The sequence below is a fragment of the Kitasatospora sp. NPDC101183 genome (genome assembly GCF_044767945.1).
In the GTDB taxonomy this organism is placed as follows: Bacteria; Actinomycetota; Actinomycetes; order Streptomycetales; family Streptomycetaceae; genus Kitasatospora.
On the sequence record NZ_JBIWOW010000018.1, the window covers coordinates 114989 to 136439 of the forward strand.

At 73.8% G+C, this 21451-nt stretch carries 18 protein-coding genes; 13 read left to right on the forward strand and 5 right to left on the reverse strand.

What is annotated here, in order from left to right; genetic code table 11:
• Positions 1 to 24: 24 nt before the first annotated feature.
• Positions 25 to 921: a helix-turn-helix transcriptional regulator gene (locus ACIRRS_RS25345; RefSeq protein WP_402975081.1), complete on the forward strand. Its 897-nt coding sequence runs from the start codon at positions 25 to 27 to the stop codon at positions 919 to 921.
• Here the strand turns inward: ACIRRS_RS25345 and ACIRRS_RS25350 are convergent.
• Entirely contained in the window at positions 873 to 1295 is a 423-nt protein-coding gene (locus ACIRRS_RS25350; RefSeq protein ID WP_402974934.1) for a hypothetical protein, read from the reverse strand. The two genes, ACIRRS_RS25345 and ACIRRS_RS25350, sit on opposite strands and share 49 nt — an antisense overlap.
• Positions 1292 to 1831: a hypothetical protein gene (locus ACIRRS_RS25355; protein WP_402974937.1), complete on the reverse strand. Its 540-nt coding sequence runs from the start codon at positions 1829 to 1831 to the stop codon at positions 1292 to 1294. Before ACIRRS_RS25355 ends, ACIRRS_RS25350 begins: the two co-directional genes overlap by 4 nt.
• A 136-nt stretch (positions 1832 to 1967) precedes the next feature.
• On the opposite strand from ACIRRS_RS25355, the gene ACIRRS_RS25360 reads away from it, so the two are divergent.
• The 6 genes from ACIRRS_RS25360 (at position 1968) to ACIRRS_RS25385 (ending at position 10053) form a co-directional block, all read left to right on the forward strand.
• Positions 1968 to 3188, forward strand: a complete 1221-nt coding sequence (locus ACIRRS_RS25360; RefSeq protein ID WP_402974939.1) for a histidine kinase — start codon at positions 1968 to 1970, stop codon at positions 3186 to 3188.
• Positions 3176 to 3826, forward strand: a complete 651-nt coding sequence (locus ACIRRS_RS25365) for a response regulator (protein ID WP_402974942.1) — start codon at positions 3176 to 3178, stop codon at positions 3824 to 3826. The genes ACIRRS_RS25360 and ACIRRS_RS25365 overlap by 13 nt, the downstream gene beginning before the upstream one ends.
• The gene (locus tag ACIRRS_RS25370) at positions 3823 to 4629 is read left to right on the forward strand and encodes a DUF4097 family beta strand repeat-containing protein (protein WP_402974945.1); all 807 of its coding nucleotides are present in this window, start codon (positions 3823 to 3825) and stop codon (positions 4627 to 4629) included. Before ACIRRS_RS25365 ends, ACIRRS_RS25370 begins: the two co-directional genes overlap by 4 nt.
• Before the next feature lie 77 nt (positions 4630 to 4706).
• Positions 4707 to 5912 carry a tRNA dihydrouridine synthase DusB gene (dusB, locus tag ACIRRS_RS25375; protein WP_402974948.1) on the forward strand — a complete coding sequence of 402 codons (1206 nt, stop codon included), beginning with the start codon at positions 4707 to 4709 and terminating at the stop codon, positions 5910 to 5912.
• A 553-nt stretch (positions 5913 to 6465) separates the two neighbouring features.
• Positions 6466 to 9174, forward strand: a complete 2709-nt coding sequence (gene ppdK / locus ACIRRS_RS25380) for a pyruvate, phosphate dikinase (protein WP_402974950.1) — start codon at positions 6466 to 6468, stop codon at positions 9172 to 9174.
• A gap of 342 nt (positions 9175 to 9516) precedes the next feature.
• Positions 9517 to 10053: a ribonuclease gene (locus ACIRRS_RS25385; protein WP_402974953.1), complete on the forward strand. Its 537-nt coding sequence runs from the start codon at positions 9517 to 9519 to the stop codon at positions 10051 to 10053.
• 50 nt (positions 10054 to 10103) lie between these two features.
• Here the strand turns inward: ACIRRS_RS25385 and ACIRRS_RS25390 are convergent, their stop codons facing one another.
• Positions 10104 to 11099, reverse strand: a complete 996-nt coding sequence (locus ACIRRS_RS25390; RefSeq protein ID WP_402974956.1) for a hypothetical protein — start codon at positions 11097 to 11099, stop codon at positions 10104 to 10106.
• A gap of 109 nt (positions 11100 to 11208) precedes the next feature.
• Between ACIRRS_RS25390 and ACIRRS_RS25395 the strand changes: the two genes are divergently transcribed.
• Positions 11209 to 12117: an ADP-ribosylglycohydrolase family protein gene (locus ACIRRS_RS25395; RefSeq protein ID WP_402974958.1), complete on the forward strand. Its 909-nt coding sequence runs from the start codon at positions 11209 to 11211 to the stop codon at positions 12115 to 12117.
• A 3-nt stretch (positions 12118 to 12120) separates the two neighbouring features.
• Here ACIRRS_RS25395 and ACIRRS_RS25400 read toward each other — a convergent pair whose 3' ends face one another.
• Positions 12121 to 12855 carry a GNAT family N-acetyltransferase gene (locus tag ACIRRS_RS25400; protein ID WP_402974961.1) on the reverse strand — a complete coding sequence of 245 codons (735 nt, stop codon included), beginning with the start codon at positions 12853 to 12855 and terminating at the stop codon, positions 12121 to 12123.
• Between the two features lie 645 nt (positions 12856 to 13500).
• On the opposite strand from ACIRRS_RS25400, the gene ACIRRS_RS25405 reads away from it, so the two are divergent.
• The 5 genes from ACIRRS_RS25405 (at position 13501) to ACIRRS_RS25425 (ending at position 20296) form a co-directional block, all read left to right on the forward strand.
• Positions 13501 to 14445, forward strand: a complete 945-nt coding sequence (locus ACIRRS_RS25405) for a PAC2 family protein (protein ID WP_402974964.1) — start codon at positions 13501 to 13503, stop codon at positions 14443 to 14445.
• 149 nt (positions 14446 to 14594) lie between these two features.
• Positions 14595 to 15590 (forward strand): SGNH/GDSL hydrolase family protein, encoded by a 996-nt coding sequence (locus ACIRRS_RS25410; RefSeq protein WP_402974967.1) that lies wholly within the window; start codon positions 14595 to 14597, stop codon positions 15588 to 15590.
• Between the two features lie 148 nt (positions 15591 to 15738).
• Positions 15739 to 17046 (forward strand): deoxyguanosinetriphosphate triphosphohydrolase, encoded by a 1308-nt coding sequence (locus ACIRRS_RS25415; RefSeq protein WP_402974970.1) that lies wholly within the window; start codon positions 15739 to 15741, stop codon positions 17044 to 17046.
• Positions 17047 to 17234: 188 nt separating this feature from the next.
• Positions 17235 to 19142 (forward strand): DNA primase, encoded by a 1908-nt coding sequence (gene dnaG, locus ACIRRS_RS25420; RefSeq protein WP_402974973.1) that lies wholly within the window; start codon positions 17235 to 17237, stop codon positions 19140 to 19142.
• A gap of 113 nt (positions 19143 to 19255) precedes the next feature.
• Entirely contained in the window at positions 19256 to 20296 is a 1041-nt protein-coding gene (locus ACIRRS_RS25425; protein WP_402974976.1) for an RNA polymerase sigma factor, read from the forward strand.
• Here the strand turns inward: ACIRRS_RS25425 and ACIRRS_RS25430 are convergent.
• Complete coding sequence (locus tag ACIRRS_RS25430; protein ID WP_402974979.1) at positions 20293 to 21312, reverse strand: DUF2690 domain-containing protein; 1020 nt, start codon at positions 21310 to 21312, stop codon at positions 20293 to 20295. The two genes, ACIRRS_RS25425 and ACIRRS_RS25430, sit on opposite strands and share 4 nt — an antisense overlap.
• Between the last annotated feature and the right edge of the window lie 139 nt (positions 21313 to 21451).

Genomic DNA, 21451 nt, shown 5'->3' on the forward strand with positions numbered 1-21451 from the left:
CCGCATCCTGGGAGCATGAGCGTCATGACGCAGGCCCTGCACACCCGCACCGCCACCCCCACGCCCACCCCCACGCACCCGCAGACGGCCGCGCCCCGGCCCGCCTCCCCCGGCGAGGCCCGCCGCCACGAGCTGGCCGCCTTCCTGCGCAGCCGCCGCGAGCGCATCGCGCCCGAGCAGGTCGGCCTGCCGATGACCGGCCGCCGCCGCACCCCGGGCCTGCGCCGCGAGGAGGTCGCGCAGCTCGCCGCCGTCGGGGTGACCTGGTACACGTGGCTGGAGCAGGGTCGCGACATCCAGGTCTCCACCCAGGTACTGGACGCGGTCGCCCGGGCGCTGCTGCTCGACCCGAGCGAGCGCGCCCACCTGTTCACCCTCGCGGGCGCGGAGGACCCGGCGGCCGTGAAGATGTGTTCCTCGGTGACGGCGGGCGTGCGGCTGCTCATGGAGCAGATGGAGCCGTACCCGGCGGTGGTCATCAACAGCCGCTACGACGTGCTGGCGCACAACCGGACGTACCCAAACATCGTCGGCGACCTCGAACAACTGCCGCCCGAGAACCGCAACCTGATGTGGCTGGCGTTCACCCCCTCCCACTTCCGCGAGGTGCTGATCGACTACCGCACCGAACGCCTCGGCATGGTGGCCCGCTTCCGGTCCGGCATGGCCGACCACGGCGCCGAACCGGTCTGGAAGGTCCTGCTGACCAGGCTGCGCAAGGCCTCCCCGGACTTCGACGAGGCCTGGCAGCGGCACGAGGTGATGCTGCCGGGCAACGGCGTCAAGCGCTTCGCCGTCCCGGACCTCGGCGTGCTGCGCTGCGAGTACACCAACTTCTGGCTCAGCCCCTCCCACGGCACCCGCATGATCACCTACACCCCGCTCGACGAGGAGACCCGCGCCCTGATGCAGCGGCTCTGAAACCCGTCACGCGCTCCCAGCACCAGGCACACCGCCGCCAGCGGCAGCTCCACGCCGCCCGCCATCGCCAGCGCCGCCAGCACCTCGTGGCCCGGCCCGGCGAGGGCGATGTCCGCCAGCGCGTCCCCCGCCAGCAGCAGGGCCGCCGCCGCGCCCACCCAGGACGCGGCCGAACTGCGCCGGCGCACCAGCGCGTCCAGCCACAGCAGCACGGAGAACTCCACGAGGTCCAGCACCACCCACGGCGTCTCGTGCCGGGCGGCGAGCACCAGCAGCCACGGCACCAGGGCGACGGCGGCGGCCAGCGGCACCCGGGCCAGCCGGGCACCCGAAGCGACCGGCACCGGCCCGCCGAACGCGACGGCGGTGCTCATGCGGCACCCCCCGCCGACGCGCCCTGCGGCCCGCGCACCCGCTCCAGCGGCAGCCGTTCCGCCGCCTCCCCGCACCGCACCCACACCGCGTCCACCGGCCCCTCGGCCCAGGCCAGCCAGAACTCCCCTCCCACCGTGGCGACTTCGGCCCCGACGACGCACCGCACCCGGCCCAGCAGCCGCCGCCCGGTGAACTCCACCGCCGGCGCCCGCCCGCCCGCCGGCAGCCGCCCCCAGGCCAGCGCCAGGAAGGACCGCCCGGAGCCGGACGGGCTGCGCCGCGCCCCCCGCAGCAGCTGCGGGGTGAGCCGGGCGGCGACCAGCACATCGGCCAACTCCCCGTGCTGGTACAGCTCCAGCGCCGCCCGCCCCCGGCCCGGCCGCACGGACCGCACCGACCAGGGCCCGCCCCCGACCGGCAGCGCGCCCTCCGGACCCGGCGCAGGCCGCAGCCCGTCCTCGGGGACACCCCCGTGACCCCCGAGGACGGGCCGCCGGTGCGGCGGGTTGGCGGAGTGCGATGCGGTCGTCGTCATGCCCTCAAGGCTCCCGCCGGACCAGGGGGGTTGTCGGTGGTGCTCCACACCGAATCGGGGGTGTATCTAGCTACACCCCCCGAGCGGAACCCCCCTTCATGGTGGGCCCTGATCTGCGAGTTCTACGCTGTCGCCCATGACCTCCACCACGCTGCGCCGAGCGCTCGTCAGGAGCCTGGGGCGCCCACCGTGGTCGCCCGGGGTCTGGCGGGACACCCTGTTCACTGCCGCCGGCATACCCCTGGCCCTGCCGATGATGCTCGGCATCGTCTCGCCCGACGCGCTCTGGCCCGCCTTCGCGCTCGTGCTGGTGTGCGCCCGCCTGATGACGGCCGCCCAGCGCGGCCGGCTGCGCGCCCTGTACGGCGTCGAGGTGCCGCCGCCCGGCGCCTCCCGCGCCTGGCGGATCGGGCCGCTGCGCCTCAGCCTGAACTGGCGTCAGCTCGTCCACCACCTGGTGGCCGGCCCGCTGCTGGCCGTCGGCGCCCTGGGCGTCGTCTACCTGTGGGGCGTCGCGCTGGTGCTGACCACCCTGTACGCCTGGGTCTGGCTGGTGCCCGCCGACGCGGGCGTGCGCCAGGACCTGGCCGGCCTGGACGTGCTGCTCACCGTGGTCGGCGTGGTGCTGATCGTGGTGACGCCCTGGCTGACGGCCGCCCTGGCCTGGCTGGACGTCTTCGCCGCGCAGAAGCTGCTCGGCCCCGACCGCGCCGAGGCCCTGGAGCGCCGCGTCGAGGAGATCGCCGAGAGCCGGGCCGGCCTGGTCGACGCCGTCGACGCCGAGCGCCGCCGCATCGAGCGCGACCTGCACGACGGCGCCCAGCAGCGCCTCACCTCCCTCGCGATGAACCTCGGCCTGGCCCGGCGGACCCTCAAGGACGCCCCGCCCGAGGTCATGCAGGTGATCGTCGACGCGCACGAGGAGGCCCAGGCCGCCATCGACGAGCTGCGCGACCTCGTCCGCGGCCTGCACCCCGCCGTCCTGGAGGACCGGGGCCTGGACGCCGCGCTCTCCGGCATCGCCGCCCGCGCCCCGTTCCCCGTACACCTGGACGTCGACGTCACCGAGCGGATCGCCCCGACCGTCGAGGCCGTCGCCTACTTCACCGTCTCCGAGGCCCTCACCAACGTGGCCAAGCACGCCCGCGCCGGCCGCGCCGACGTCTCCGTCCGGACGATCGGCGGCCGGCTGCGCCTGGTCGTCAGCGACGACGGCGTCGGCGGGGCGGACGCCGGGCGGGGCACCGGGCTCACCGGTCTGCGCAAGCGCGCCGCCTCCGTCGACGGCACCCTGTCCGTTCTCAGCCCCCTCGGGGGCCCCACCACCATCACCGTGGAGTTGCCGTGCGTGCTGTGATCGCCGAGGACTCGGTCCTGCTGAGGGTCGGCCTGGTCAAGGTCCTGGAGGCGGTGGGCTTCGAGGTCGTCGCCGCCGTGGGGGACGCCGTCGAGCTGCTGGCCGCCGTCGAGGAGCACCGGCCGAACGTGGTGGTCGCGGACGTCCGGATGCCCCCGGGCTTCCACGACGAGGGCGTCAAGGCCGCGATGATCATCCGCCGCCAGTGGCCGGAGGTCGCCGTGCTGCTGCTCTCCCAGTTCGTCGAGGAGCGCTACGCGGCGGACCTCCTGGCCACCAACACCAGCGGCGTCGGCTACCTGCTCAAGCAGCGGGTCGCCAACGTGGACGACTTCGTGGAGGCGCTCCAGCGCGTCGCCGCGGGCGGTACGGCGCTGGACCCGGAGGTCGTCGCCCAGCTGCTGGTGCGCCGCAGGTACGACCCGCTGGAGAAGCTGACCCCGCGCGAGCGGGACGTCCTCGCGCTGATGGCCGAGGGCCGCTCCAACGCGGCCATCGCCGCCTCCCTGGTGGTCAGCGACAGCGCGGTGGCCAAGCACATCAACTCGATCCTCACCAAGCTCGACCTCCCCCCGACCGACGACAACCACCGCCGGGTGATGGCGGTGCTGCGCTTCCTGGAGGTGGGGGGAGCGTGAGGGCCGTCCGGATCTGGCGGATCACCGGGGTCGTCACCGTGCTGTTCGTCCTGCTCATGGGCGCGGGGCAGACCCTCGCCGTGGTGGCCAAGCAGCAGCGGCAGGAGGACAGGGTCTTCACCGCCGAGGTCCACAAGCTGCAGCTGTCCACGGGCAGCTCCGGCGTGAGCGTCAGGGCGGGGGCGCCGGGCAGGGTCGTGCTGCACAAGAACCTGGACTGGACGGTGAGCGAGCCGAAGGTGCGGGCCGATGTCGACGCCTCCGGGGTGATGACGCTCGACGTGCGGTGCCGGCGCGAGCTCCCCTTCTACAACTGCGGCGCCCAGCTGGAGCTGGAGGTGCCGGCCGGCACCGAGGTCGCCGGCGAGGTGACCTCGGGCAGCGTCACGCTGGAGGGCCTCACCGGCCCCGTCGACCTGGGCGGCACCTCGGGGGCGATCTACCTCAACGGCCTCTCCGGCGAGGTCCGCGCCCGTACGTCCTCCGGCATGGTCCAGGGCACCGCCCTCAGGTCGGGGAAGGTCGAGGTGAGCACGGCCTCCGGCGCGGTGGACCTGGGCTTCGCCACCGCGCCCCGGGACGCCAAGGTGAGCACCGGCTCCGGCGCGGCGTCGGTGACCCTGCCGCAGGGCAGCCACTACCGGATCAGCGGCCGGTCCGGCTCCGGCGGCAGCACCATCGACCCGGCCCTGGGCGACGCCACCAGCCCGAACAGCCTGACCGCCGACGTCGGCTCGGGCTCGCTGGACATCGGCTACGGGTCCGCTGCGCCGAAGGCTCCGGCCGCACCGCGTCCCCAGTAGTCCCGGCGGGTGATCGGGGTGGGGGACAATGGAGAGTCCCGTCCCCCTCCCCGAGGTCACCCGAGGTCAGCCGCGTCATGACAGCCACGCCCGCCCCCACCGCGCCCGGCCCCGCGAGCGACGCCGTGCCCGGCCCCGCGCCCGCCACCGAGTTCGCGCCGCTGGACCTCGGCCCGATCCGGGTGTGGCCGCCGGTCGTGCTGGCCCCGATGGCCGGGATCACCAACGCCCCGTTCCGCACCCTCTGCCGCGAGCAGAGCGGCGGCAAGGGCCTGTACGTCTCCGAGATGATCACCACCCGGGCCCTGGTCGAGCGCAACGCCAAGACCATGCAGCTGATCACGTTCGACGCGAGCGAGAAGCCCCGCTCCATCCAGCTGTACGGCGTGGACCCCTCGACGGTCGGCAAGGCCGCCCGGATGATCGCGGACGAGGGCCTGGCCGACCACATCGACCTCAACTTCGGCTGCCCCGTCCCCAAGGTCACCCGCAAGGGCGGCGGCTCGGCCCTGCCGTACAAGCGCAACCTGCTGCGCGAGATCCTGCGCGAGGCCGTCGCCAACGCGGGCGACCTGCCGGTGACGATGAAGATGCGCAAGGGCATCGACGACGACCACCTCACCTTCCTGGACGCGGGCCGGATAGGCGCCGAGGAGGGCGTGGCCGCGATCGCCCTGCACGGCCGCACCGCCGCCCAGCACTACGGCGGCACCGCCGACTGGTCGGCGATCGCCCGGCTGCGCGAGTCCGTCCCCGCGCACGTCCCGGTGCTCGGCAACGGCGACATCTGGTCGGCCGAGGACGCGCTGCGGATGATGCGCGAGACCGGCTGCGACGGCGTGGTGGTCGGCCGAGGCTGCCTGGGCCGGCCCTGGCTGTTCAAGGACCTGGTCTCGATCTTCGAGGGCGACCTGGACCCCGCCCGCCCCGACTTCGGCTACGTGGCCCGGGCGATGGTGCGCCACGCCCAGCTGCTCGGCGAGTGGATGGGGGACGAGACCCGCGGCGTGGTCGACTTCCGCAAGCACGTCGCCTGGTACACCAAGGGCTTCTCGGTCGGCTCCGAACTGCGGGTCAGGCTGGCGAACTCCTCCTCCCTGGACGAACTGGCCGAAACCCTGGCCCAGGTGGAGCAGACCCAGACCTGGCCCATCGGCGCGGACGGCCCCCGGGGCCGCACCAGCGGCAACGGCCGGGTGGTCCTGCCCGAGGGCTGGTTGGACGATCCGTACGACTGCGCCCGACCGGGCGAGGACGCCGAATCGGACACCTCCGGCGGATGATCTAGACGATCCGTCGAAATGGCCCCTCGAAGGCCTCTGGCCATCCCGGCCCTGCCCTCTTGTCCATCCTGGACAGGAGGGCTCCTTTTTGGCGTACGGATATGACTCAAGGTGCGTGATCCGGCGCGCAGTGTGAGGATGGTCCGCGCCCGGTCCGTGAGACGCGCTGGTGACGCTGACCACACGAGGGCTCGACTGACGACCGGTCAGTGGACGTTTTGGACAGGTCGGCCGTGGATCGCTTCCCGAAGCCGGGCGGCCGGGGATCGGCGGATCAGGGTGCAGGAAATCAAGCCGGGAAACACGAGGGGCGATCCGTCACTACGCTCCGTCCGGCTGGTGTGATCTTCGCGTGGCGATGTCTTCAAGAGTCGAACACGCCCTAGCGTCAGGCGGACGATTTCACCAACAGAGGTGAACGCCTTTATGTGCATTCGATCTAACGGGTTACCCCTCGGTACCGGCCTCGTGTGGCCTATTCAGGGCAGAGAAGTGCCTTCGAAATGGGTATGTTCTCCGGCGTCAGGGCAACCGCGTACGAGGAGACCTTCCCGTGACGTCCCAGCAGAAGTTTGTTTACTCCTTCACCGAAGGAAACAAGGACCTCAAGGACCTTCTCGGCGGCAAGGGCGCGAACCTGGCCGAGATGACCAACCTGGGTCTCCCCGTCCCTCCGGGGTTCACCATCACCACGGAGGCCTGCAAGGTCTTCCTGGAGACCGGCAGCGAGCCCACCTCCCTCCACGAGGAGATCAGCGCCCACCTGGACGCCCTCGAGCAGGAGATGGGCAAGAAGCTCGGCCAGGCCGACAACCCGCTCCTCGTCTCCGTACGCTCGGGCGCCAAGTTCTCCATGCCCGGCATGATGGACACCGTCCTCAACATCGGCCTCTCGGACGCCTCGGTGGCCGGCCTCGTCGCCCAGTCGGGCAACGAGCGCTTCGCCTGGGACTCCTACCGCCGCCTGGTCCAGATGTTCGGCAAGACCGTGCTGGGCGTCGAGGGCGAGCTGTTCGAGGAGGCCCTGGACGAGGCCAAGCACGCCAAGGGCACCGTCAACGACCTCGACCTCGACGCGGAGGACCTCAAGGCCCTCGTCGAGGTCTTCAAGGGAATCGTCGAGCGCGAGACCGGCCGGGCCTTCCCGCAGGAGCCGCGCGAGCAGATGGACCTCGCCATCCACGCGGTCTTCCACTCCTGGAACGGCGACCGCGCCCGGCTCTACCGCCGCCAGGAGCGCATCCCGAACGACCTGGGCACCGCGGTCAACGTCTGCACCATGGTCTTCGGCAACCTCGGCGAGGACTCCGGCACCGGCGTCGCCTTCACCCGCGACCCCTCCACCGGCACCCAGGGCGTCTACGGCGACTACCTCTCCAACGCCCAGGGCGAGGACGTGGTGGCCGGCATCCGCAACACCCTGCAGCTGTCCGAGCTGGAGAAGCTCGACAAGAAGTCGTACGACGAGCTCATGGCGATCATGCAGAAGCTCGAGAACCACTACCGCGACCTCTGCGACATCGAGTTCACCATCGAGCGCGGCAAGCTCTGGATGCTCCAGACCCGCGTCGGCAAGCGCACCGCCGCCGCCGCCTTCCGCATCGCCGTCCAGCTCGTCGACCAGGGCCTGATCGACCTGGACGAGGCGCTGATGCGCGTCACCGGCGGCCAGCTGGCCCAGCTGATGTTCCCGCGCTTCGCCCCGAACGCCGAGTCCAAGCAGATCGGCTGGGGCCTCGCCGCCTCGCCGGGCGCCGCGATCGGCAAGGTCGTCTTCGACTCGTACACCGCCGTCAAGTGGTCCCGCTCGGGCGAGAAGGTCATCCTCGTCCGCCGCGAGACCAACCCGGACGACCTGGACGGCATGATCGCCGCCGAGGGCATCCTCACCTCGCGCGGCGGCAAGACCTCGCACGCCGCCGTCGTCGCCCGCGGCATGGGCAAGACCTGTGTCTGCGGCGCCGAGGAGCTGGAGGTCGACACCAAGTCCCGCAAGTTCACCACCGCGGACGGCCTGGTCGTCCACGAGGGCGACGTGGTCTCCATCGACGGCGCCTCCGGCAAGGTCTACCTCGGCGAGGTGCCCGTCCTGCCGTCCCCCGTCGTCGAGTACTTCGAGGGCACCCTGCACGCCGGCGCCGACGTCCAGGGCGGGCTCGTCCAGGCCGTCCACCGGCTGATGTCCCACGCGGACGGCCGCCGCCGCCTCGCCGTGCGGGCCAACGCCGACAACGCCGAGGACGGCGGGCGCGCCCGCCGCTACGGCGCCCAGGGCATCGGCCTGTGCCGCACCGAGCACATGTTCCTCGGCGAGGAGCGCCGCAAGGAGGTCGAGCACCTGATCCTCGCGGACAACGACAAGGACCGCGAGCAGGCCCTCAGCACCCTGCTGCCGCTGCAGAAGAGCGACTTCCTGGAGCTGTTCCAGGCGATGGACGGCCTGCCCGTCACCGTCCGCCTGCTCGACCCGCCGCTGCACGAGTTCCTGCCCGACATCACCGAGCTGTCGGTGCGCGTCGCCCTCGCCGAGGCCCGCAAGGACCCGAACGAGAACGACCTGCGCCTGCTCCAGGCCGTGCACAAGCTGCACGAGCAGAACCCGATGCTCGGCCTGCGCGGCGTGCGCCTGGGCCTGGTCATCCCCGGCCTGTTCGGCATGCAGGTCCGCGCCATCGCCGAGGCGGCCGCCGAGCGCAGGCTCGCCGGCGGGGACCCGCGCCCCGAGGTGATGATCCCGCTGGTCGGCACCGTCCAGGAGCTGGAGCTCGTACGGGACGAGTGCGAGCGCGTGCTCGCCGAGGTCGCCCGGTCCACCGGCGTCCAGCTGGAGATCAAGCTCGGCACCATGATCGAGCTGCCCCGCGCCGCCGTGACCGCCGGCCAGATCGCCGAGGCCGCCGAGTTCTTCTCCTTCGGCACCAACGACCTCACCCAGACGGTCTGGGGCTTCTCCCGGGACGACGTGGAGGCCTCGTTCTTCACCGCCTACCTGGAGAAGGGCATCTTCGGGGTCTCCCCGTTCGAGACCATCGACCGCGACGGCGTCGGCTCGCTCGTCAAGCACGCCGTCGAGGCCGGCCGGGCCACCCGCCCCGACCTCAAGCTCGGCGTCTGCGGCGAGCACGGCGGCGACCCGGACTCCGTCCACTTCTTCCACGAGGTGGGGCTGGACTACGTCTCCTGCTCCCCCTTCCGCATCCCGGTGGCGCGCCTGGAGGCCGGCCGCGCCGCCATCGAGACGGCGGGCAGCGACTCGCGCTGAGGAGGGTAGGCATCCCCACCTCGCGCGGGCTCGACTGACCGCTCAACCCTCCCGTCGGGAGGGCGTACACCGGAGCTCGGCGCAGGAGAACCGGCGTACGTGACACGGCCGGGGGGGGGGGGGGGGCCGGGGGCGGGGGCCCCCCCCCCCCCCCCCCGGGGGGGGGCCCCCCCCCCGGGGGGGCCCCCCCCCCCCGCGCGGCGGGGGGCCCCCCCCCCCCCGCCCCCGGTCGGGGCGCCCCCCCCCCCCCGCGCCCCCCCCCCCCCGGCCGTACGTTCGTGTGGCCTCCGCCACGCGTGTGACACCTCGGCCGCCGTGGGCGGGCCTGCCAAGCTGGTCCGCATGACCAGAAGCAAGAGCCCGCTCGTCCTCGTGGCCGTCCTGATCCTGGCGGCCCTGGCCGGAGTCGGGTACCTGCTCGCCGGCAAGGGCGGAGGCAGCCACCCCAAGGCCGCCGCGACCTCCACCTCCACCGCGGCGAGCACCTCGGGCACGTCGGGCACCTCGGGCACGTCCTCGGCGCCCAAGCCCTCCGCCCCCAAGTCCACCGCGCCGCCCTCCGCCGCCGCCGGCACCTGGGTGCCCGCCGACCCGGCGCTGGCCGACGTCTGCCGCACCAAGCTCCCCAGCCAGGCCCAGGACACCCTCGGCCTGATCGCCAAGAACGGCCCGTACCCCTACAGCCGGGACGGCATCGTCTTCGAGAACCGCGAGAGCCGCCTGCCGAAGAAGTCGGACGGCTACTACCACGAGTTCACCGTCGTCACCCCGGGCTCCAACGACCGCGGCACCCGACGCGTCGTCACCGGCGGCTCCGGCGAGCAGTACTGGTCGGCCGACCACTACGCCACCTTCCAGGAGATCGACCCCCGCTGCTGACCCTGCCCCCTCGCCGGGCGGGGCCCAACTCCCCGCCCCCACGGGCCGGTTCACCGCGCCCGCTTCCAGCTGATCCGCTCGTGCGGGCCGTGCGGCCCGGTGGTGACGAGGGCCGTCAGCTCGTGCAGCACCGGTGTCGGGTCCCGCCGCAGCTGCACGGGCGTGGTCCGCACCACCGGGAGGCCGGCGGCGGTCAGCCGGTTGGCGCGGGCGAGGCTCCGCTCGTGGTCGGCCGGGCGCAGGTGCCAGGCGCGGGAGTCGATCTCCAGGGCGACGCAGGCGTGCGGCCAGTAGGCGTCGGGCACGGCGAGGAAGCGGCCGTCCAGGAAGAGCACCGGGTTCCACAGCGGCTCGGGCAGGCCCGTGTGCGTGATCAGCTCGCGGGCCTCGCCCTCGACCACCGACCGCACCCCGGCCGTCAGCTCCTCCACCACCCGGGCCACCTGCGGCAGCCCCAGCGCGCCGGGCCGGGAGAGCAACTGGTCCAGCAGCTCCCCGAGTTCGCACGCCCGGCGCTGCACCGCCTCCGCGCACAGCGCCCGGAAGCGCCGCTGCCCGCTCTCCCGGGTCGCGAGGTCCGCGAGCGCCCGTGCCACCGTCGTGCCCCACAGGCCGTCCCCCCGCTCGACCCCGCCCGGCATCGGCCCGGAGGCCCGGTGCACCCGGACGAACCCGCGCTCCCCGACCCGCCGCCGGCCCGGGATCAGCACGTCCACCTCCGCGAGGTCCGCCGGGTGCCCGGCGGACGGCAGCCCGGCCTCGGCCAGCACCGCGAGCCCGGTCAGCAGCACCTCCCCGTCCTGCGGCTCGCGCCCCTTCGGGCTCGCGTACGCCAGGGCCGCGCGCAGTTTCTGATGGATCGTCAACCTCCCTGTCTGGAGGCAGATCACCCGGGGCAGCACCTGCTGCCAGGGCCCGCCGGGGCGCAGCCGGTGGGCGATGGTGCCGGAGGGCACGCCGAGCCGGCGCAGCTGCGCCCGCGTGGCGATGTGCTGCTGGTCGGCGCCGAGCAGCACGACCGGGTCGAGGGGGTTCGCGCGGGTCATGCCGGGGTGCTGCCCGCCGGGATCGGAGGTATGCGAAACATCAGCCCTGCGGGGAGTGCCGGGAATGGTGTTGACGAACCCGGGCCCGGTCCGCTGCTGTTGACCCCCTATGACGTCCGCACACACCGACCCCGCGCTCGACGCGCTCAACGGCCTCTCCGTCGGCGACGCCCTCGGAGCCCAGTTCTTCGTCCCCGCCACCGCCCGCGCCCACTTCGCCGCCCGCACCGACCCGCCCGGCCCCTGGCCGTGGACGGACGACACCGAGATGGCCTGCTCGGTGTACGCCGCGCACACCGAGGGCGGCGCGATCGACGCCTCCGGCCTCACCCACGCCTTCGCCCGCCGCCACGACTTCGACCGGGGCTACGGCCCGTCCGCCAACCGCCTGCTGCGGCTGATCCGCGAGGGCGGCGACGCGAAGGCGCTGGCCGCCGGGATGTTCGACGGCCAGGGCTCGTACGGCAACGGCGCCGCGATGCGCGTCGCCCCGCTGGGGGCCGCGTACGCGTACGACCCGGCCGCCGTGGTCGGGCCCGCCGCCGACACCGCCGTCATCACCCACACCCACCCGCAGGCGGTGGACGGTGCGATCGCGGTCGCCGTGGCGGCGGCCTGCGCCGCCCGCGCCCGGACCGGGGCGACGACGCCGGAGGCCTTCCTGGCGGCGGTGGTCGAGCTCACCCCGCAGGGCGCCGTCCGCCGGGCCCTGGCCGAGGCGGCCGGCCTGCTCGGCCTGCCGGACGCGACGGCCGTCGCCCGACTGCTCGGCAACGGCAGCCGCACCTCGGCGCTGGACACCGTCCCGTACGCCCTGTGGTGCGCGGCCCGGCACCTCACCGACTACCGGGCCGCCACCTGGGAGGCGATCGGGGCGGGCGGCGACATGGACACCGTCGCCGCGATCACCGGGGGAGTGGTCGCCGCCCGCACGGGCACCGGGGGCATCCCGGCCGAGTGGCTGGCCGCCCGCGAACCGCTGCCCGCGTGGGCGTTCCCCGAACCTCCTGGCCGCTGAGCCTCAGGCGGTGATCATCAGCTGCCCGGCGCCAGGGCCGCCGTGTCTAAGGCACTCCTGGTTGATCGCCGGATCCGGCGCGCTCGGGGACGTCGCGGCGGCGATGCGCAGCTCGATGATGTCCCGCACGGCGGGCCATTCGTCGTCGAGGATCGAGTAGAACGCCGTCGAGCGCACCACCCCGTCCAGCCCGCGCGAGTGGGCCCGGCGCACGCCCTCGGACGTCGCGCCGAGCCGCTCGATCGCGGTGCGGGAGCGCAGGTTGCGGGCGTCGGCGCGCAGCGAGATGCGCTGCACGCCCCAGGTCTCGAAGGCGTGGCGGAGCATCAGCAGCTTGGCCTCGGTGTTGATGCCGGTGCCCTGGGCGCGCGGCGAGAGCCAGGTGTTGCCGATCTCGGCCGCGTCGGGGACGGCCGTGGCCGGGTCGCCGAAGGGCACCCCGGGCACCGGCGGCCACACCAGCGGGCCCTGCCAGTAGTCGAGTTCCAGGAACCGGGTGGACCCGACCACCCGGCCGTCCGCGGTGCTCACCGTCGCGAACGGCACCGACCGGCCCGCGGCCTGGTCGGCGAGGGCGCGCGCGACGTAGTCGCGGGCCGCTTCCAGGCCGTGCGGGACGGGGGTGAAGGCGTAAGTCGTACGGTCCTCGGCGCCGGCCTCGGCGATGGCCTCGGCATGGTGCGCGGCGAGGGGCTCCAGCCGCACGGTGCGGCCGGTGAGGATGACAGGTACGGGCACGGAACCTTCGGTCCTTCATCGGTCGTAGGGCGCATCCCGCACCGGGGTGCGGCACGGGCTGCAGTGGACTGTTCGCCCCGGCCCGGAACCGCCCACCGGGTACCCGTGCAGGCCGGATCACTCCGGTCGGGCGGGGCGGGGGCGGCGGCCCGGAACGGGCGGCGCGGTGCCGGAACGGACGCGGGTCCTCGGACCGGTCCGGCGGGATGAGCGAGGGGACAGTGTGCGTCCGCGAAATGGCCGAAGAGAGGAAGAGTGCGCGAAGGGAAGCAGGCGGCCAGGTGAAGGCAAGATGCGTCGTGGGTGACTGGCCGAGCACCGGACCGGGACGTGATCGACGGCGTTACGGACGACGTGACGACGACGCGACGATGCGAGGCAGCGAGAGGACGATACCCGCCAGAAGGCGGTGCGTCACTTCGCGGCGCGCGAATGTCGGAACGGCCCGCTGCGGCGGGCCCCGGAAGGGGTCGCCACAGCCCCGTGACCAGCGGTTTCACCCCCGGATGCGATCATGGTCCGCGACGGCGGGCGAGGGAGCCCGAGGGCGCGGGAATTCCGGCGGCGCCCGGCACGCTGGAGAGGACGAGAGGCCGGTGCGTCGGAGCGACGGCGTTGCGAGCAGAGATCGGGGTTGGGTGCGCGGTGCGTGACTTCCAGGCGTTGTACGAGCTGGATCAGCAGGGCGTGGCCGCCGTGGCCGCTGCCAACGCGCAGTTGCGCGACACCGGCGCGGGTCTCGTGCTGCTGCACCACTTCGAGGGCTTCATGGACGCCGGCGAGGCCGGCGGCCAGGTGGTCGGGCACCTGCTGGAGACGGGATCGCCGCAGGTCGTGGCCCGTTTCGACCACGACCGCCTGGTGGACTACCGGGCCCGCCGCCCCGCGATGGTCTTCGACCGCGACCACTGGACGTCCTACGACCCGCCGGAGATCCTGCTCCAGCTCGTCCACGACGCCGCCGGAGCGCCCTTCCTGCTGCTCACCGGCCCCGAGCCGGACACCGAGTGGGAGGGCTTCGCCCGGGCCGTGCGCGCGCTGGCCGAGCGCTTCGAGGTCCGCCTCACCGTCGACTTCCACGGCATCCCGATGGGCGTGCCGCACACCCGCCCGGTCGGCCTGACGCCGCACGGCAACCGGCTGGACCTCGCCGCGGGGTACCCGCAGTGGTTCGAGCAGGCCCAGGTCCCCGGCAGCGCGCAGGCCCTGCTGGAGTACCGCCTCGCCGAGGCCGGCCACGACGTGCTGGGCTTCGCCGCCCACGTCCCGCACTACATCGCCCGCTCCGCCTACCCGGCCGCCGCCGTGGTGATCCTGGAGGCCGTGCAGTCCGCCACCGGCCTGGTCCTGCCGGGCACCGGCCTGCGCGAGCGCGTCGGCGAGGTCTACGCCGACATCGAGGAGCAGTTGGCCCAGGGTGACGGCGAGCTGAGCTCGGCGATCCGCGGCATGGAGGGCCAGTACGACGCGGTCGCCGGCTCCGAGGGCCGCGAGAGCCTGCTCGCCGAGCCCGTCGACCTGCCCTCGGCGGACGAACTCGGCCGCCGCTTCGAGCAGTTCCTCGCCGAGCACGAGCGCGGCGCCGAGTAGGCGGGCGGAGTGGACGGCGCGTAGACGTTCGGGGGAGGTCGGTGCCCGGCGGGAGTCATCCGCCGGGCCCGGACGTTGAGCCGGAGGTGCCCGGGGGACGGGCCGCCGCAGCGAACCGCCCGTGACGCCGACGCTCCCGAGGACTCCCCATGCCCAGGACCACCCGCCCGACGGCCCCGCTGACGGCCGGTCTGACCGTGCTGCTCCCGGCCGCCCTGCTGCTGACCGGCTGCACGAGCGGCGGCGGCTCCGACGGGGACGGCCAGGGCTTCGCGGGCGCCGTGCCCGCCCGCGCCCACGCGACGCCGACGCCCACCCCGCCGCCGACCTGGCCGTACGTGGCGCTCGGCGACTCGTACACCGCCGGCCTGAAGATCGCCCCGCAGACCGGCGAGCCCCGCGGCTGCTACCGCTCCTCGGTCAACTACCCCTCCCTGGTGGCCAAGGGCCTGGGGCTGGCCGCCGCCCAGTTCCAGGACGTCAGCTGCACCGGCGCCCGCACGCCCGACCTCACCGCCCCGCAGAAGACCCCGGACGGCTCCAACCCGGCCCAGCTGGACGCCGTCACCACGGCCACCCGGCTGGTCACCCTCGGGATCGGCGGCAACGACGCCGGGTTCACCGAGGTCCTCACCGAGTGCGCCAAGGACAACCTGGTCGACGCGGTGAAGGGCCTCGTCGGCGAGCGCTCCGCCGCGCCCTGTCGCGACCACTACGCCACCGACGGGGCCGACCAGGTCCAGCGCAAGGTCGACGCGGCCGGGGAGCGCCTCGCCCAGGCCCTGAAGGAGGTCAGGCGCCGCGCCCCGCAGGCCCGGGTCTACGTGGTCGGGTACCCCTCGCTGCTGCCGGCCGACCCGGCGACCTGCAAGCCGGTGCTCGGCAGTACCGTCACCCCCGGGGACCTCGGCTTCCTCGCGGAGAAGGAGCAGCAGCTCAACGGCATGCTCAAGAAGCGCGCCGAGGCCGCCGGAGCCGTCTTCGTGGACGCGGCCGCGCCCTCCGCCGGGCACGACATGTGCGCGGGGGAGGAGGCCCGCTGGGTGGAGCCGCCCTTCCCGGCCGAGGGCCTCGCGCCCGTCCACCCCAATGCCAAGGGACAGGAGGCGGTGGCGGCCGCCGTCCTCAAGGCCGTCCGGGGCTGACCGCTCACCGCTGAAACGGGCCGTCCGGGTACGAGCGATACGCGCGGACGCGGCACCGGCGCGCCCCCGAGCATTCACGCCCCGGCCCATGCGCCTTCGCGCGCGGCACACCCCGCGTGTCGGGGGCGCGGCGTACCGTGAGACGCATATGGACGACACCGCGCACCGCCTCGCCGCCCCGAACCCGTACGACCACGCCGCCGAGGCCCGCTGGGTCCCCGAACCGGACAAGCGCCCCGGCCGTACGGCGTTCCAGCGCGACCGCGCCCGCGTGCTGCACTCGGCGGCGCTGCGGCGCCTGGCCGGCACGACCCAGGTGGTCGCCCCGATGCGCAGCGACTTCCCGCGCACCCGGCTCACCCACTCCCTCGAATGCGCCCAGGTCGGGCGGGAGTTGGGCGCCGCCCTGGGCTGCGACCCGGACTTGGTGGAGACGGCCTGCCTCGCCCACGACATCGGCCACCCGCCCTTCGGCCACACCGGCGAGGAGGCCCTCGACCAGGCCGCCGAGGCCTGCGGCGGCTTCGAGGGCAACGCCCAGTCGCTGCGCATCCTCACCCGGCTCGAACCCAAGCGGTTCGCACCCCAGGAGGAGCCCGCGAGCCGGCTCGCGCCCTGGCCCGGCCGCACCGTCGGCCTCAACCTCACCCGCGCCGCCCTGGACGCCGCCACCAAGTACCCCTGGACGCGCGGCTCCCACCCCACCGACCCGGCCTCGCCCAAGTACGGCGTCTACGCCGACGACCTGCCGGTCTTCCGCTGGATGCGGGCCGGCTCCCCGCCCGGGCGCAAGTGCTTCGAGGCCACCGTCATGGACTGGTCCGACGACGTGGCCTACTCCACCCACGACGTGGAGGACGGCCTCCAGGCCGGCCACATCGACCCGGCCGCCCTGCGCAGCCCCGAGGAGCGCGCCGAACTCTTCAAGGTCGCCGAGCACTACGCTCGCGACGCCGAGCCCGAGGAGCTCGCCGCGGCCCTCGACCGGCTGCTCGCCCAGGACTGGTGGCCGCGCTCCTACGACGGCACCGCCCGCGCCCGCGCCGGGCTCAAGGACTTCACCAGCCAGCTCATCGGCCGCTTCTGCTTCGCGGCGGAACAGGCCACCCGCGCCCGCTACGGCCCCGGCCGGCTCTCCCGCTACACCGCCGAACTGGTGGTGCCCCGGGGCGTCCGGCTGGAGTGCGCGGTGCTCAAGGCCGTCGCCGTCCGCTACGTCATGCAGCGCGACGAGCAGGCCCAGCTGCGGGCCCGCCAGCGGATCGTGATCGCCGAGCTGGCGTACGTCCTCACCCAGCGCGCCCCGGAGGGCCTCGACCCGGTCTTCACGGCGATGTACCACGAGGCCGAGGACGACCGCGCCGCCCTGCGCACCGTCATCGACCAGATCGCCACCCTCACCGACGCCTCGGCCCTCGCCCTCCACGCCAACCTCGTCGGCTCCGCCTGGACGTAGGCGGTACGGGCCGGTACTCCGGGGCTAATAATGCTTGCCATTATTAGCCCCGGGGCCGCCTCGGGATTGTTAATGCTCATCATTAACAATCCGCCCCCGGCGGAAGCCGCAACCTCCGCCGCAACCTCCGCCGCAGCCCCCACCGGAACCCCCACCGGAACCCCCGCCCGCCCCAGTAGACTTCCGGGGTGGCCGGGCGGATCAGGGACGAAGACGTACAGGCGGTGCGCAGCGCACTGCCCATCGACGCGGTGGTCGGCGACTACGTACAGCTGACCAACGGTGGCGGTGGCGAGTACAAGGGCGTCTGCCCCTTCCACGACGAGAAGTCCGCCTCCTTCTACGTCAACCCCGCCAAGGGCGTCTTCCACTGCTTCGGCTGCCAGGAGAACGGCGACACCATCGCCTTCCTGATGAAGATCGAGCACTTCACCTTCGCCGAGGCCGTCGAGCGCATGGCCGCCCAGGCCGGCATCACCCTGCGCTACGAGGAGGGCGGCTACAGCCCCCGCCACCAGCAGGGCGAGCGCACCCGCCTGGTCGAGGCGCACAAGGTGGCCGCCGCCTGGTACCAGGAGCAGCTGGCCTCCCCGGAGGCGGAGATCGGGCGCCGCTTCCTCGCCGAGCGCGGCTTCGACGAGGAGGCCGCGAAGACCTTCGGCGTCGGCTACGCGCCCGCCGGCTGGGAGCACCTCGTCCGCTTCCTGCGCGGCAAGGGCTTCACGGACAAGGAGATCCTGCTCGGCGGCCTGGCCTCCCAGGGCCAGCGCGGCGGCCTGATCGACCGCTTCCGCGGCCGGCTGGTCTGGCCGATCCGCGACATCGCCGGCGAGGTGGTCGGCTTCGGCGCCCGCCGTCTGCGCGAGGACGACAACGGCCCGAAGTACCTGAACACCCCCGAGACGCCGATCTACAAGAAGTCCCACGTGCTGTACGGCATCGACCTGGCGAAGAAGGAGATCGCCAAGTCCGGTCGCGCGGTGGTGGTCGAGGGCTACACCGACGTGATGGCCTGCCACCTGGCCGGGGTCACCTCGGCGGTGGCGACCTGCGGCACGGCCTTCGCCGAGGACCACATCAAGATCATCCGCCGGCTGCTGATGGACACCTCCCAGTACCGGGGCGAGACGGTCTTCACCTTCGACGGCGACGCCGCCGGCCAGAAGGCCGCCCTGCGCGCCTTCGAGGACGACCAGAAGTTCGCCGCCAAGACCTCCATCGCCGTCAGCCCCGGCGGCATGGACCCCTGCGACCTGCGCCTCGCCCAGGGCGACGAGGCCGTCAAGCACCTGATCGACAACCCCGTCCCGCTCTTCGAGTTCGCCCTCACCTCCGCCGTGGCCCGGCACCGCGTGGACACCCCGGAGGGGCGTTCGGCGGCGCTGGAGGAGGCGTCCCCGATCGTCGCCAAGATCAAGGACCGCTCGATCCAGCACGAGTACGCCGTCCGCCTGGCCGGCATGCTCGGCATCCTGGACGAGCAGTTCGTCGTCCGCCGGATCTCCCAGCTCGCCCGCTGGGACCGCGAGCGCCAGCAGAACCCCCGGGGCGCCGCCGCGCTGCGCCGCCCCGAGGCCGCCGCCCCGCAGGGCCCCGCCCAGCCCGCCTTCCGCCTGAACCCGCGCGACGCGGCCCAGTTCGTCGAGCGCGAGCTGCTCAAGCTGGCCCTCCAGCACCCGGACCTCGTCAGCCCGGCCTTCGACCACTACGGCGAGGACGAGTTCCCGACCCCGCCGTACACCGCCGTCCGCCAGGCCGTCGCCAAGGCCGGCGGAGCCGCGTACGGGGCCACGCTGCCGGACTTCACCACCGCCGTGCGCGAGGCCGCCCCCGACGACCGGGTCCGCTCGCTGGTCACGGAGCTGACGGTGGAGCCCGTCCGGTCCCGCCGCAAGGCCGACGCGATCTACGCGGGGGAGTTCCTCGTCAAGCTGCGCCTGCTGGCCGTCGAGCGCCGCATCGCCGAGGGCCGCGCCTACCTCCAGCGCCTGGGCCCCCGCGCCGACGCGGAGCAGCTGCACGCGGTGCAGACCGAGCTGTGGCAGCTCCAGCAGTACGGCGATCAGCTGAAGAGCCGGGGATCAGCGGCCCTGTAGCGCAGAAAGTCGACGCACGAGTCTCGGCCACGGAGTGTGGCGTGGCGCACACTGGTTGACGCCCCACCTCCGTACAGCGCGGGTCCGCCAGAGTCGCGCCCCGCCCCGAGGGGATGCCCGTGGACCGAGGCCCCGCCGCAGCGACCGCCCCCACCCCCACCGCGCCGGACACCGGGTTCGAGCCCGACCCGCTCGACCCGTCGGCCTACGAGCCCCGCGAGCGCGCCGTCGAGGCGGGCGCCGGCCCCGCCGCCGACCTGCTGCGTCAGTACCTGCGCGAGATCGGCAGGGTCCGCCTGCTGACCGCCGCCGAGGAGGTCGAGCTGGCCCGCCGCGTCGAGGCCGGCCTCTTCGCCGAGGAGCGCCTGAACGCCGACCCGCCCCCGCCCGACGCCCTGGCCCGCGAGCTGGACACCCTGGTGGTGCACGGCCGGATCGCCAAGCGCCGCCTGATCGAGGCGAACCTGCGCCTGGTGGTCTCCGTCGCCAAGCGCTACGTCGGCCGGGGCCTCACCCTGCTGGACCTCGTCCAGGAGGGCAACCTCGGCCTGATCCGGGCGGTGGAGAAGTTCGACTACGCCCGGGGCTACAAGTTCTCCACGTACGCGACCTGGTGGATCCGCCAGGCGATGAGCCGCGCGCTGGCCGACCAGGCCCGCACGATCCGGGTGCCGGTGCACGTGGTCGAGCTGATCAACCGCGTCGTCCGCGTCCAGCGCGCCCTGCTCCAGGAGCGCGGCCTGGAGCCCGCCCCGGCCGACATCGCCGCCGCGCTGGAACTGACCGAGGAGCGGGTGCGCGACCTCCTGAGGCTGGCCCTGGAGCCGATCTCCCTGCACACCCCGGTCGGCGAGGACGACGACGTCGCGCTCGGGGACCTGATCGAGGACGCCGACGCCGCCTCACCCGCCGAGTCCGCGGCCTTCCTGCTGCTGCGCCAGCACCTGGACGCCGTCCTGGACACCCTGGGCGAGCGCGAGCGCCAGGTCGTCCAGCTCCGCTACGGGCTGGACGACGGCCGCCCGCGCACGCTGGAGGAGATCGGCGCCGTCTTCGGCGTGACCAGGGAGCGCATCCGCCAGATCGAGTCCAAGACGCTGGTCAAGCTCCGCGCCCACGCCTACGCGCAGCAGCTGCGCGGCTACCTCGATTAGGGGGTCGCCGTATCCGTAGCCGTATCCGTAGCCGTATCCGTGGCTGTCGGCGTGCCGCCCGTCCGAGCGCCCGCGCCCGTGCCCGGGGGAGGGCTGGCCCGTCCGATCGGGATCGGCGTGGAGTCCACCACCACGGCCAGGTTGGCGACGGTCTTGGTGCAGTCGGTCCCGGCGGGCTGGAACCCGCAGACCTGGAAGCCGATCGCCGGGTCCCCGGCGTTCAGCATCAGCGAGTAGTTGTCGTACCCGTAGTGGATGAGCGCCGTCTCGTTGTCCCCGGTGCTGTCGGTGATCGTCGCGTAGTCCTTGGGCTCGCCCTCGGTGATCGCCGCCCAGGCGGCCTCGCAGGCCCGGCTGTAGCGCAGGTAGACGACCACCTTGCCGATGACCTGGGTCTGGAGCGTCCGGGCGTCGACACCGCAGCCGGTGTACTTCGGGTCCTTGTGCGCGCAGCCGAGCGCCCGGCAGGTCGGGGCGGTGGGGACGGGCGAGGGCGGGGTGAGCGTCGGTGTCGTCGGCAGCGGCCGGGCGACGGGGGCGGCGCGGTCGCCGTGACGGCTGACGCCCAGGCCGGCCAGCACCAGCAGGGCCGCCAGCGCCGCCGCCCCGGCGACCAGGACGGCCGGACGCCGCCACCGGGCCGCGACGGGCCGGGGCTCGTCGGCCGCAGGCCCCTCCTCGGCCTCCTCGGCCTCTTCCGCCTCCTCCGCAACGGGTTCGGCGGTCTCCTCGGCCGGGGCTTCCTCCGCCGCGGGCACGTCCACCGCGCGCCGCCACAGCTCCCGCAGCGCCGGGCCGTCGCACTCGACCGACCCGATCAGCGCCTCCAGCGCCTGCTCGGTGATGATCCGCTTGCCGTTGAGCCAGCGCTCCCAGGAGGCCCGGCTGTAGTGCGTCCGGGCGGCCAGCTCGGAGAGCGACAGCCCGGTGGCGTCCTTGATCGCCCGGAGCTCCCCGGTGAGTTCCCTCGCCGGCCCGGACAGCTCCTCGGGCAGGTCCTTCCACGCGGAACTCACATGCGGCCTTCCAGAACTGGGGGGTCGGAACGGGCGAGGGGAGCGGCCGTCCGGGTGTTCCCGCCTCTCCAACCTCCTGCGCCTGTCGTCTCAAACCCCAGGTCCTGGCGTTGAGACGCTCGGCAGTGTCTCACAACAC